The sequence below is a fragment of the Bradyrhizobium sp. CCH5-F6 genome, assembly GCF_001556045.1.
GTDB lineage: Bacteria > Pseudomonadota > Alphaproteobacteria > Rhizobiales > Xanthobacteraceae > Bradyrhizobium.
Genome location: NZ_LSIC01000145.1, coordinates 38,557 through 50,206 on the forward strand (window position 1 = coordinate 38,557; position 11,650 = coordinate 50,206).

At 63.6% G+C, this 11,650-nt stretch carries 12 protein-coding genes and 1 tRNA gene; 9 read left to right on the plus strand and 4 right to left on the minus strand.

Going from position 1 to position 11,650, the window contains the following annotated elements:
• Positions 1-6: 6 nt before the first annotated feature.
• The 4 genes from pepT to AX729_RS26010 all read right to left on the minus strand — a co-directional run bounded on the left by pepT (position 7) and on the right by AX729_RS26010 (position 2,318).
• Positions 7-1,257: a peptidase T gene (gene pepT, locus AX729_RS25995; RefSeq protein ID WP_061027030.1), complete on the minus strand. Its 1,251-nt coding sequence runs from the start codon at positions 1,255-1,257 to the stop codon at positions 7-9.
• A 103-nt stretch (positions 1,258-1,360) separates the two neighbouring features.
• On the minus strand, positions 1,361-1,675 hold the full coding sequence (locus AX729_RS26000) for an HU family DNA-binding protein (protein ID WP_061027031.1): 315 nt from the start codon (positions 1,673-1,675) through the stop codon (positions 1,361-1,363).
• Between the two features lie 203 nt (positions 1,676-1,878).
• Positions 1,879-1,955: transfer RNA gene (locus AX729_RS26005), tRNA-Asp, on the minus strand.
• A gap of 159 nt (positions 1,956-2,114) precedes the next feature.
• Positions 2,115-2,318, minus strand: a complete 204-nt coding sequence (locus AX729_RS26010) for a hypothetical protein (RefSeq protein WP_061027070.1) — start codon at positions 2,316-2,318, stop codon at positions 2,115-2,117.
• Between the two features lie 476 nt (positions 2,319-2,794).
• On the opposite strand from AX729_RS26010, the gene AX729_RS26015 reads away from it, so the two are divergent.
• The 9 genes from AX729_RS26015 to nuoF all read left to right on the plus strand — a co-directional run bounded on the left by AX729_RS26015 (position 2,795) and on the right by nuoF (position 11,649).
• Positions 2,795-5,050, plus strand: coding sequence for a TonB-dependent siderophore receptor (locus tag AX729_RS26015; RefSeq protein WP_061027032.1), 2,256 nt, complete (start codon positions 2,795-2,797; stop codon positions 5,048-5,050).
• Between the two features lie 685 nt (positions 5,051-5,735).
• On the plus strand, positions 5,736-6,101 hold the full coding sequence (locus AX729_RS26020) for an NADH-quinone oxidoreductase subunit A (protein WP_027550614.1): 366 nt from the start codon (positions 5,736-5,738) through the stop codon (positions 6,099-6,101).
• The gene (locus AX729_RS26025; protein ID WP_061027033.1) at positions 6,092-6,679 is read left to right on the plus strand and encodes a NuoB/complex I 20 kDa subunit family protein; all 588 of its coding nucleotides are present in this window, start codon (positions 6,092-6,094) and stop codon (positions 6,677-6,679) included. The genes AX729_RS26020 and AX729_RS26025 overlap by 10 nt, the downstream gene beginning before the upstream one ends.
• 11 nt (positions 6,680-6,690) lie before the next feature.
• Positions 6,691-7,305, plus strand: a complete 615-nt coding sequence (locus AX729_RS26030; protein ID WP_061027034.1) for an NADH-quinone oxidoreductase subunit C — start codon at positions 6,691-6,693, stop codon at positions 7,303-7,305.
• Between the two features lie 2 nt (positions 7,306-7,307).
• The gene (locus AX729_RS26035; protein WP_061027036.1) at positions 7,308-8,504 is read left to right on the plus strand and encodes an NADH-quinone oxidoreductase subunit D; all 1,197 of its coding nucleotides are present in this window, start codon (positions 7,308-7,310) and stop codon (positions 8,502-8,504) included.
• Complete coding sequence (locus AX729_RS26040; RefSeq protein WP_061027037.1) at positions 8,504-9,484, plus strand: FkbM family methyltransferase; 981 nt, start codon at positions 8,504-8,506, stop codon at positions 9,482-9,484. Before AX729_RS26035 ends, AX729_RS26040 begins: the two co-directional genes overlap by 1 nt.
• A 12-nt stretch (positions 9,485-9,496) precedes the next feature.
• A complete protein-coding gene (gene nuoE, locus AX729_RS26045) occupies positions 9,497-10,108 on the plus strand; it encodes an NADH-quinone oxidoreductase subunit NuoE (RefSeq protein ID WP_061027040.1) in 612 nt (203 codons plus the stop codon).
• On the plus strand, positions 10,108-10,308 hold the full coding sequence (locus AX729_RS26050; protein WP_061027073.1) for a hypothetical protein: 201 nt from the start codon (positions 10,108-10,110) through the stop codon (positions 10,306-10,308). Before nuoE ends, AX729_RS26050 begins: the two co-directional genes overlap by 1 nt.
• Positions 10,309-10,323: 15 nt before the next feature.
• The gene (gene nuoF, locus AX729_RS26055) at positions 10,324-11,649 is read left to right on the plus strand and encodes an NADH-quinone oxidoreductase subunit NuoF (protein ID WP_061027042.1); all 1,326 of its coding nucleotides are present in this window, start codon (positions 10,324-10,326) and stop codon (positions 11,647-11,649) included.
• Position 11,650 lies beyond the last annotated feature (1 nt).

Sequence of the window (11,650 nt, forward strand, 5' to 3'; positions counted from 1 at the left end):
GAGGCGCTAGGCCCGTTCCTCCCAGATCATCGCGAGATGGACGATGGTCTCTACCGCCTTTTCCATGTCCTGCCGGCTGACCCATTCGAGCCGCGAATGAAACGCGTGCTCGCCGGCAAAGATGTTGGGGCAGGGCAGGCCCATGAAGGACAGGCGCGAGCCGTCGGTACCGCCGCGGATCGCGGTGCGCATCGGGCGCAGGCCGGCGCGGCGGATCGCCTCGATGGCGTATTCGAGGACGTGCGGGTGACGATCGATCACCTGCTTCATGTTGCGGTACTGCTCCTTGACCTCGAATTTGTAGGTCGAGCGCGGATAGTCCTTCATCACGTCCTTGACGACGCCCTCGAGCAGGACCTCCTTCTCCTTCAGCCCCTCCTCGGTGAAGTCGCGGACGATGAAGGAGAGCGTCGCCTGTTCCAGCGCGCCCTCGATGCCGATCGGATGCAGGAAGCCCTGCTTGCCCGAGGTCGTCTCCGGCGAGCAGCCTTCCTTCGGCAGCCGCTCGACGATGGCGGCGGCGATCTTGATCGCGTGCTCCATCTTGCCCTTGGCGTAGCCGGGATGGGCACTGACGCCGTGGATGGTGATGGTGGCTCCGTCGGCCGAGAAGGTCTCGTCCTCGACGCAGCCGGCGCTCTCGCCGTCCATGGTGTAAGCGAAATCGGCGCCCAGCTTCTTCAGGTCGACATTGTCGACGCCGCGGCCGATTTCCTCGTCGGGCGTGAACAGGATCTTGATCGTGCCGTGCTTAACGTCGGGATTGTTCAGGAAGAAATGCGCGGCATCCATGATCTCGGCCACACCGGCCTTGTTGTCGGCCCCCAGCAGCGTGGTGCCGTCGGTGGTGATGATGTCGTTGCCGATCTGGTTCTTCAGCGCGGGGTGCTCGGCAAAGCGGATCACCTGGCTGGTGTCGCCGGGCAGCACGATGTCGCCGCCGCGATAGTTCTTCACCATTTGCGGCTTGACGTCCTTGCCGGTGACGTCCGGCGAGGTGTCCATGTGCGAGCAGAAGCAGATCACCGGCACCTTCTTGTCGGTGTTGGCCGGGATGGTGCCATAGACATAGCCGTAATCGTCGAGATGGGCGTCAGCGACGCCCATGGCCTTCAATTCGGCGGCGAGCACGCGGCCGAGATCCTTCTGCTTTTCGGTCGAGGGCGAGCTGGGGGATTCCGGATCGGACTGGGTGTCGATCGTGACGTAGCGCAGGAAGCGCTCGGTTACGGTGTGCGAAAAGGTGAGGGAGGACATTCTGGTCGAACCGCCGAACTTGAGGGAAGAACGCGGTATATCAGAAAAGCGGGCGGTGATGCGGCCGGAACGAGCTCGGATCTGGCTTAACAGATCGTAACTGCTAGATCGCCTCCTTCAGTTCCTTCACCGGGCGGAACGCGACCTTCCTGCTGGCCTTGATGTGGATCGCTTCGCCAGTGCCGGGATTGCGGCCGGTGCGGGCGGCGCGCTTGCGGACCTGGAGGATGCCGAGGCCCACGATGCGGACACGGTCGCCCTTCTTGAGGTGCTTGGTGATCAGGTCGACCATGTCGGTCAAGACGGCTTCGGCGTGCTTTTTCGACAGGTTCTGGCGCTCGGCGATGTCCGCGGCGAGGTGCTTCAGCGTGATGGTGGCGGGGGCGGCGGCCTTCTTCGCCGCTTCCTTCTTAGCCATGACTGGCCTCCTCGGTTTGCCCAATGACGGGGAGTCCCTGGAAAGGCCGAGAATGCGCGGGGATCCCTCTAAGTCCTTTTCAGGCGTAGACGATTCGGGCGCAGGCTGACTACGGTAGCAGCCGGCCGGACGCAGGCAGCGGCCCGTAAAGTCGCGAAAGGCGGCGAGAAGTTTGGGCTAAGACTATGAAGGGATTGCCAAAATGGCGCGAGAGACGGGGCTCGAACCCGCGACCTCCGGCGTGACAGGCCGGCGCTCTAACCAACTGAGCTACTCCCGCGTGGTTCGCTGAACGCGCGCGGAACGAGGGGGGACTTAAAGGGGGGACATGGTGAAGTCAAGGACGTTGCGCTTTCCCCAGGTGCCTAGGCTTAAGTATTGCGCTGGAAAACAAAACGGCCGCCCGGAGGCGGCCATTGGTCAGCCCGGAGGGGACGTGTCAGCGGATCGCCGAGGTGCCCGCACTGGTCACGGCCACCGGCTTTCCGGCCTTGATCACGGGGGTGGACTGAGCCGTCTGGCTGTAATCGGCATTGGTACGGGCTGCGATCCCGAAGCCGGCCACCGCGATGCCGGCCACCAGCGCCACCACCACGATCTTGAGGTGGGTCGCTCGATCAGCAGAGTGAATTGAGTGGTTCATCTGAGCCTCCCGACGGGCTTGGCCGCCGTCTATGGGCCTTGTCTTAAGGACCATCTGTTTCCGGATGGTTTCGCGGGTTCCGCAAAATGGTTTCATCTCCTCGTTTGGCGGGTTTCGTCCGGGGGGCTGAAGCGGCTGCCTAAGTTCCCTCGCCGACGTCAGCCGGGTCGGGCGGCCGACCTGGACAAGCAGCACGTCGCGGCGGCCGTCGCGGTCACGACGGGCCGCGCGTTCGCCGATCCCCTGTCGCGTGAGCAGATTCAAAAATCCGGAAATCCGCACGCCGCTGCGGGACGTTGATCTCGCTGCATCGCGCGGGAACATTGCAGGATTTCTAAGAGCCTTTCTAAGAAGCTTTCAATTAGGGAAATCGCGCACCCTCACATAAGCGTCATCGAAAGCGCATGCCGTTTCGGGACAGGCGGCATCGCGCATCGAACATGCAGCTTCGGGGTGGCGCGTTGAACAGTCTTGGAATGCTGCGGTCGGCCGTGTTGGCGACCGCATCCGCTTGGGTCTTGATGCCTCAGGCATCGCTTGCACAATCCTCCGCGCAAGGTGGCGCTCAGAACATTCCGTCGGTGACGGTCACGGCACCGGAAGTGCGCCGCCGGGCCGCGGCGGCTCCTCAGCGCCGCGCGCCCCGGTCCGCCGAGCAGGCCGCCAGCAGGAACCGGCCGCAGCCGCAGCGCAATGTCGGCTTCGTCGAGACGCCGCGCGGTCCGGTGAACGGCTACGTCGCCGGCCGCAGCTCGTCGGGCACCAAGACCAACACGCCCATCATGGAGACGCCGCAGTCTGTGTCGGTGATCGGTGCCGAGCAGATCCGCGACCAGAAGCCGAACAAGCTCGACGAGGTCCTGCGCTACACCGCCGGCGTGCGGGCCGGAACGTTCGGCACGGACACCCGCAACGACTGGTGGCTGATCCGCGGCTTCAAGTCCGAGGACATCGGGCTTTTCCTCGACGGCATGCAGCTGTTCTACACCTCCTATGCGAGCTGGAAGCTGCAGACGCCCAACATGGAGCGCGTCGAGGTGCTGCGCGGTCCGTCTGCCGTGCTGTATGGCGGATCGAGCCCGAGCGGCATCGTCAACGTCATCAGCAAGATGCCGCCTGCCGAGCCCATCCGCTACATTGAGACCGGCGTCAACAATTTCGGCAATGCCTATGTCAGCTTCGATTTCGGCGGACCGGTCGCGACGAGCCCCGAGAACGGCAAGCTGTTCGCCCGCGTCGTCGGCCAGGTGCAGAACGGCGGCACGCAGGTCGACTTCACGCCCGACAACAACTACTTCATCGCGCCCTCGGTTACCTGGAAGCCGGATGCCGACACGACCTTGACGGTGCTGGCCTCGGCCTCGAAGCAGGACACCCGCGGCATCAACTTCCTGCCTTACCAGGGCACGGTGACCAACGCGCCGTTCGGCAAGATTCCGACCAGCTTCTTCGTCGGCGATCCCAGCGTCGACAAGTTCACGCGCGAGCAGGAGATGCTCGGCTACCAGTTTTCGCGCAACCTCACCGACGATCTGACGTTCCGTCAGAATGCGCGCTTTGCGCATGTCGACATCACCTATCGCGGCTATGTCGGCAACGATTGGGCCAACATCAACACGGCCACTCTCAATCGCTACAATTGGTACGCGAAGAACACCGCCAACCAGGCCAATCTCGACAACCAGCTCGAGTATCGGTTCGACACAGGCCCGGTCAGGCACACGATGCTGTTCGGGGTCGACCTGAAAGGCCATCAGATCGACGATTACCAAGCCTTCGGGTTCGGCGTCTCCTCGATCAACGTCTTCAATCCGGCCTACGGGGCGTCCGAGGTTGCGCTACCGAGCGCTCCGTTCCGGAACTTCCTGATCACGCAGAAGCAGGCCGGCACTTACCTTCAGGACCAGATGAAGCTCGGCAACTTCACGCTGGTGCTGAGCGGCCGCAATGACTGGGTCGAGACGACGCAGGAAGCCCGCGACACCGGCGCCTTGGTTGGCAGCCGAGAGGACAGCAAGTTCAGCGGCCGCGCGGGGCTGATCTATAATTTCGACAATGGCATCGCGCCCTACGTCTCCTATTCGACGAGCTACAATCCGATCATCGGCCTCAACGCCCAGAACCAGCTGTTCCTGCCGGAGACGGGCAAGCAGGCCGAAATCGGCGTGAAGGTCGCGCCGAGAGGCTTCGACGGCTATTTCACCGTCTCGGCTTTCGATCTGGTCCGTCAGAACGTCGCGACCACATTGCCGGGCAGCGTTCCGGTTCTGCAAAATCAGACCGGCGAGGTGACCTCGCGCGGCATCGAGCTCGAAGCGGTGGCCAATGCCACCAAGGAGCTGAAGTTCATCGGCTCCTTCACGTCCTATAACCTCTTTGTGAGCAAGGATCTCGATCCGACCCTCGTCGGCAAGACGCCAACCAACACGCCCGAACTCCTGGTGTCGGGCTGGGCCGACTACACCTTCAGGGACGGGCCGCTCGCAGGGTTCGGCTTCGGCGGCGGTGTGCGCTACATCGGCTCGTCCTGGGCGGACACAGCCAATACGCTCGAGGTTCCCGCGGTCGTGCTCGGCGATCTCGCGCTCCATTACGAATGGCAGAATTGGCGGACGGCGCTGAACGTGATCAACGTGACCGACAAGATCTACGTCGCAAGCTGCGCGTCAGCCTCCTCCTGCTTCTACGGCGACCGCCGGCGTGTGACCGCCAGCGTCTCCTACAAATGGTGAGGTGAGGCGAGGGCAGGATGTCGTGGCGGCAGGCTCCGAGACCGGCTGATCGCGATCGTCCTTCTGCTCCGCCCGGCCGTCCGATTGCCGATCTTCCGTCAGGAGATCGATGAGCCTGCGGGCTATGCCCCCCAGCCCGAAGCTCATCCGAGCGCGGCGCGAGCGACCGACCAGGTCGCCGCCGCCGCGCTCGCGGCCGGGCCGGGATAGCGCGCCTGCCGACGCATTCGCCAGGAGAGACCCGGCCTCGTCGTGACGCATGGCTCTTCCGATCGCTGGCAGCTGTGGATGGCTTTCCTTCGCTGCAAGCCCTGATCGTGGTCGGCGTATGCCGCTGGAAGGAGGGAGAGCGCCCTGTGGCGGTCATTGCCGGGGTTCAGCGTGCGCTACCGCACCAAGAAACCGAACATTTAGCTTGGTCAGCGCTCGGCAAATAGCTGCCGCGGCCCCAGCGCCGCAATCTCAGAACTGCCGACCTGCAAAACCGTGACCGCCCTTGCTGGGGCAGGCGATCTGCTCCATACCAGCCGCGGGGTGATTCCGGGATTTCGACCGTTCTGGGAGCGGCAAAGGGCCTAAAAAGAGCGTGTCTTGCGCCCATTGGTGCACTGCGCTAAGGCTCAGAATAATTCCAAATCGGACGAATCCGTGGCTGTCCCGAGGCTGCGGGAAAAAGGGCTCGTCAATGAGCGGCATTCTTCAGAACTATCTTCCACTCGTCGTCTTTATTGGGGTGGCCGGCCTCATCGGCCTCGTGCTGTTGATCGCGCCCTTCATCGTGGCGTTTCAGCAGCCCGACCCGGAAAAGCTGTCGGCGTACGAGTGCGGTTTCAACGCCTTCGACGACGCCCGCATGAAGTTCGACGTCCGCTTCTATCTGGTCGCCATCCTCTTCATCATCTTCGACCTCGAGGTGGCGTTCCTGTTCCCCTGGGCGGTGGCGTTCGGAAAGCTTGGCGCGACCGGCTTCTGGTCCATGCTGGTGTTCCTCGCCGTGCTGACGGTCGGGTTCGCCTATGAATGGAAGAAGGGAGCACTCGAATGGGATTGACCCCTGCATCGTCCGCGGGTCCGGTCGTGGCGCCGGCCCCGAAGGGCATCCTGGATCCGTCGACGGGCAAGCCCGTCGGGGCCAATGATCCGTTCTTTCTCGAGGTCAATTCCGAGCTGTCCGACAAGGGCTTCTTCGTGGCCGCGACCGACGACCTCATCACCTGGGCGCGCACCGGCTCCCTGATGTGGATGACCTTCGGTCTCGCCTGCTGCGCCGTCGAGATGATGCAGGTGTCGATGCCGCGCTACGACGTCGAGCGCTTCGGCTTCGCGCCGCGCGCCTCGCCGCGCCAGTCCGACGTGATGATCGTCGCCGGTACGCTGACCAACAAGATGGCGCCGGCCTTGCGCAAGGTCTACGACCAGATGCCGGAGCCGCGCTACGTCATCTCGATGGGCTCCTGCGCCAATGGCGGCGGCTATTATCACTATTCCTATTCGGTCGTGCGCGGCTGCGACCGCATCGTGCCGATCGACATCTACGTGCCGGGCTGCCCGCCCACCGCGGAAGCGCTGCTCTACGGCGTGCTGCTGCTGCAGAAGAAGATCCGCCGCACCGGCACCATCGAACGCTAAGGTTTTACGTCATGGACGACGCCAAGCTCGACGCCCTGGGGCAGACGATCGTTAGCGCGCTTCCGGGCGCCGCGACCGGTCATGCCGTCGCCTTCAACCAGCTCACCGTGGATGTCGAGGCCGGCAAGATCGTTGAGGTGGTCAAGTACCTCCGAGATGACCCAAACTGCCGTTTCGTCAACATCACTGACATCACGGCGGTGGACTATCCCGATCGCGACAAGCGCTTCGACGTGATCTACCATTTCCTGTCGCCGACCCTGAACGCGCGAATCCGCCTGAGGGCCCAGGCTGACGAGACCACGCAGGTGCCCTCGCTCATCGACGTATTCCCCGGTGCCGACTGGTTCGAGCGCGAGGCTTACGACCTCTACGGCGTGTTCTTCGTCGGCCATCCCGACATGCGCCGCATCCTCACCGACTACGGCTTCGAGGGCCATCCGCTGCGCAAGGACTTTCCGACCACCGGCTTCGTCGAGGTCCGCTACGACGACCAGGAGAAGCGGGTGGTGTACGAGCCGGTGCGGCTCAACCAGGAATTCCGCAAGTTCGACTTTTTGTCGCCGTGGGAGGGGGCCGACTATCCGGTCCTTCCGGGCGATGAAAAAGCAGGGCCGAAGGTCTGATCATGAACGAGCAACCCGAACAGCTTCGCAACTTTACCATCAACTTCGGTCCGCAGCATCCTGCGGCGCACGGTGTTCTGCGCCTCGTGCTGGAGCTGGACGGTGAGATCGTGGCCCGCGTCGATCCCCATATCGGCCTGCTTCATCGCGGCACCGAAAAGCTGATCGAGCAGAAGACCTATCTCCAGGCGATCCCGTATTTCGACCGGCTCGACTACGTCGCGCCGATGAACCAGGAGCACGCCTTCTGCCTCGCGGCCGAGAAGCTGCTCGGCATCGAGGTGCCGCGCCGCGGCCAGCTGATCCGCGTGCTCTATTGCGAGATCGGCCGCATCCTGTCGCATCTGCTCAACGTCACCACGCAGGCGATGGACGTCGGCGCGCTGACCCCGCCGCTGTGGGGCTTCGAGGAGCGCGAGAAGCTGATGGTGTTCTACGAGCGCGCCTCGGGCAGCCGCATGCACGCTGCTTTCTTCCGCATCGGCGGCGTGCATCAGGACCTGCCGCAGAAGCTGGTCGACGACATCGAGGCTTGGTGCGATCCGTTCCTCAAAGTGGTCGACGACCTCGACCGCCTGCTCACCGCCAACCGCATCTTCAAGCAACGCAACGTCGACATCGGCGTGGTGTCGCTGAAGGAGGCCTGGGAGTGGGGCTTCTCCGGCGTGATGGTGCGCGGCTCGGGCGCGGCCTGGGACCTGCGCAAGTCGCAGCCTTACGAGTGCTACGCCGAGATGGATTTCGACATTCCGATCGGCAAGAACGGCGACTGCTACGACCGCTACTTGATCCGCATGGAAGAGATGCGCCAGTCGGTGCGCATCATGAAGCAGTGCATCCAGAAGCTGAACGCGCCTGAGGGCAAGGGTCCCGTCGTCGTCGAGGACAACAAGGTCGCGCCGCCGCGGCGTGGCGAGATGAAGCGCTCGATGGAAGCGCTGATCCACCACTTCAAGCTCTACACCGAAGGCGTCCACGTACCGGCCGGCGAGGTCTATGTCGCGGTCGAGGCGCCCAAGGGCGAGTTCGGTGTCTATCTCGTCGCCGACGGCACCAACAAGCCCTACAAGTGCAAGATCCGCGCGCCGGGCTTTGCGCATTTGCAGGCCATGGATCACATCTGCCGCGGCCATCTGCTCGCCGACGTCTCGGCGATCCTCGGCTCGCTCGACATCGTGTTCGGAGAGGTCGATAGGTGATGGGCCAGCAGGCGCCAATCCAGTTCGACCGCGCCTCGGGGGCCCTTGAAGGGGCCAACCTGTGGGAGCGGACGGCTGCCTTGGCGCTGGTGACGGGATCGAAGATCTCCTCGCACTTCTCGCACATGGGCTACATCGCCTGCGCCAATCTGCTGCGCAAGACGCTGCCGGAGCGCAATATCGCGATCAGGCTCAATCCCGACGCCGTGTTCGAATTCCCTTACGGCGACGGTTACTGGAGCAAGCTGCTCAACCGCTCCTACAATTACGAGGACGAGCTCGAGCTGCTGTTCGCCGACTCCATCGATGTCGACTACACGCTGCTCGATTGCGGGGCCAACTACGGCTACTGGTCGGTGCTGGTGTCGAGCAAGCCGTTCGGCGCGCACAAGGCGATCGCGATCGAGCCGTCGGGGCAGAACTATCCGAAGCTCGCCAACAATGCGCGCGTCAACGGCAATCGCTTCGAGACCATGAAATGCGCCATCGGCGCGGCCCGCGGCACCGCGCGGCTCTCGGGCACCAAGCACGAGGCCTTCAGCATCGCCGGCGATCCGTCGGCGGGAGGCGAAGAAGTGCCCGTGATCGCGCTCGACAACCTCATCGACGACGGCAAGATCGCCGGCACCGGCAAATATCTGATCAAGCTCGACGTCGAGGGCGTCGAGATCGAGGCGATCAAGGGCGGCGCGCGGCTGCTCCAGGCCGACAGCGTCATCATGTGCGAGGAGCACGGCAGCGACCGCTCTCATGCCGTCTCGCGCTACATCCTCGAACAGACCCCGCTGAAGCTGATCGTGTTCGATCCGCGCAGCAATCGGATGGAAACCGTGACCGAGCTGTCGATCCTCGACCGCATCAAGGTCTCGACCCACGTCGGCTACAACGTTTTCGGCACCGCGAGCGCATTCTGGCAGGACAGGATCGAAGCCATGAATGCCAAGAACTTGAGTGCGAAGCCCGTGCGCCGCATGCAGTGAGAGATTGAAGAGATGTCCGTTCGCCGATTAGCACCGAAGGAAGTCCAGCCCGCGAGCTTTGCGTTCACGGACGAGAACCTCGCATTCGCGCGTCAGCAGATCGCGAAATATCCGGCCGGCCGCCAGGCGTCCGCCGTCATCGCCATTCTCTGGCGGGCGCAGGAGCAGAACGACGGCTGGGTCTCGGAAGCCGCGATCCGCGTCATCGCCGACATGCTCGACATGCCCTATATCCGTGTGCTGGAAGTCGCGACCTTCTACACGATGTTCCAGCTCGCCCCCGTCGGCAAGAAGGCCCACGTCCAGGTCTGCGGCACCACGCCGTGCCGGCTGCGCGGCGCCGAGGATCTGATCCACGTCTGCGAGCACCGCATCCATCACGAGCCTTTCCATCTCTCCAAGGACGGCAATTTCAGCTGGGAAGAGGTGGAGTGCCTGGGCGCCTGCGTGAACGCGCCGATGGTCATGATCGGCAAGGATACCTATGAGGACCTGACCAAGGAGAGCTTTGGCAAGGTGCTCGACGGTTTCGCTTCGGGCAATCCGCCCAAGCCGGGCCCGCAGAACGGCCGCCAGTTCTCGGCGCCGATCACCGGGCCGACCACGCTGAAGGAGGTCACATGATGCGTGATCTCATCGCAAACGGAGGGACCGCGGCCGTGAAGAAATGGGGCTTCGTCGCCATGCACGCCGCGGTCGCGGCTACCTTCATGTTCCTGCTGCAGCGTTTCTTCATGAACGCGTCTCAGGAGACCAGTCTGCTCTGGGCGCTGTTCTTCGCTGCCTGCGCCGCCGGACTTGCCTACAAGCAGTCCATTCGTTGATCGGAAAGCACTGACATGCTCGAGGACAAGGACCGCATCTTCAAGAACCTCTACGGCCTCCACGATTGGGGGCTCGAGGGTGCGCGGCGCCGCGGCGCCTGGGACGGTACCAAGAACATCATCGACAAGGGCCGCGACTGGATCATCAACGAGATGAAGGCCTCGGGCCTGCGCGGCCGTGGCGGCGCCGGCTTCCCGACCGGCCTGAAATGGTCCTTCATGCCGAAGGAATCGACCGACGGCCGGCCGAGCTACCTCGTCGTCAACGCCGACGAGTCCGAGCCCGGGACCTGCAAGGATCGCGAGATCATGCGGCACGATCCGCATCTGTTGATCGAGGGCTGCCTGATCGCTAGCTGCGCGATGAACGCGCACACCTGCTACATCTACGTCCGCGGCGAGTTCATTCGCGAGCGCGAGCATCTCCAGGCCGCGATCGATCAGGCCTATGACGCCAAGCTGGTCGGCAAGGACAACGTCAATGGCTGGCCGTTCGACATCTACGTCGCCCACGGCGCCGGCGCCTATATCTGCGGCGAGGAGACCGCGCTGCTCGAAAGCCTGGAAGGCAAGAAGGGCCAGCCGCGTTTGAAGCCGCCGTTCCCGGCCAATGTCGGCTTGTTCGGCTGTCCGACCACCGTCAACAATGTCGAGTCCATCGCGGTCGCGCCGGACATCCTGCGCCGCGGCGCAGCCTGGTTCGCCGGCATCGGCCGTCCGAACAATGTCGGCACCAAGCTGTTCTGCATCTCCGGCCATGTCGAGCGTCCCTGCAACGTCGAAGAGGCCATGGGCATCCCGTTCCGGGAACTGGTCGAGAAGCATTGCGGCGGCATTCGCGGCGGCTGGGACAATCTCAAGGCCGTGATCCCCGGCGGCTCGTCGGTGCGCATGGTGCCGGCCGAGCAGATCATCGACACGCCGATGGATTTCGACTCTTTGAGCAAGCTGCGCTCGGGCCTCGGCACCGCCGCCGTGATCGTGATGGACAAGTCCACCGACCTGATCCGCGCGATTGCCCGCATCTCCTATTTCTACAAGCATGAGAGCTGCGGCCAGTGCACGCCCTGCCGCGAGGGCACCGGCTGGATGTGGCGCGTACTCACTCGCATGGCCGAAGGCCGCGCCCACAAGCGCGAGATTGACATGCTGCTCGAGGTGACGAAGCAGGTCGAAGGCCACACCATCTGCGCGCTCGGCGACGCAGCCGCATGGCCGATCCAGGGCCTGATCACGCATTTCCGTCACGAGATCGAAGCGCGCATCGACCAGTATTCGCATAAGGCCGACATCGACGATATCGGCGTCCGCGATCCCGTGAACATGGTCGCGGCGGAGTAAG

What these genes read in the sequence shown, in the direction of transcription:
- AX729_RS26015 (WP_061027032.1), top strand. Translation starts at nt 2,795, where the DNA reads ATGCTGCGGTCGGCCGTGTTGGCGACCGCATCCGCTTGGGTCTTGATG.
- AX729_RS26010 (WP_061027070.1), bottom strand. Translation starts at nt 2,318, where the DNA reads ATGAACCACTCAATTCACTCTGCTGATCGAGCGACCCACCTCAAGATC.
- nuoE (WP_061027040.1), top strand. Translation starts at nt 9,497, where the DNA reads ATGTCCGTTCGCCGATTAGCACCGAAGGAAGTCCAGCCCGCGAGCTTT.
- AX729_RS26035 (WP_061027036.1), top strand. Translation starts at nt 7,308, where the DNA reads ATGAACGAGCAACCCGAACAGCTTCGCAACTTTACCATCAACTTCGGT.
- AX729_RS26025 (WP_061027033.1), top strand. Translation starts at nt 6,092, where the DNA reads ATGGGATTGACCCCTGCATCGTCCGCGGGTCCGGTCGTGGCGCCGGCC.
- AX729_RS26050 (WP_061027073.1), top strand. Translation starts at nt 10,108, where the DNA reads ATGCGTGATCTCATCGCAAACGGAGGGACCGCGGCCGTGAAGAAATGG.
- pepT (WP_061027030.1), bottom strand. Translation starts at nt 1,257, where the DNA reads ATGTCCTCCCTCACCTTTTCGCACACCGTAACCGAGCGCTTCCTGCGC.
- AX729_RS26020 (WP_027550614.1), top strand. Translation starts at nt 5,736, where the DNA reads ATGAGCGGCATTCTTCAGAACTATCTTCCACTCGTCGTCTTTATTGGG.
- AX729_RS26000 (WP_061027031.1), bottom strand. Translation starts at nt 1,675, where the DNA reads ATGGCTAAGAAGGAAGCGGCGAAGAAGGCCGCCGCCCCCGCCACCATC.
- AX729_RS26040 (WP_061027037.1), top strand. Translation starts at nt 8,504, where the DNA reads ATGGGCCAGCAGGCGCCAATCCAGTTCGACCGCGCCTCGGGGGCCCTT.
- AX729_RS26030 (WP_061027034.1), top strand. Translation starts at nt 6,691, where the DNA reads ATGGACGACGCCAAGCTCGACGCCCTGGGGCAGACGATCGTTAGCGCG.
- nuoF (WP_061027042.1), top strand. Translation starts at nt 10,324, where the DNA reads ATGCTCGAGGACAAGGACCGCATCTTCAAGAACCTCTACGGCCTCCAC.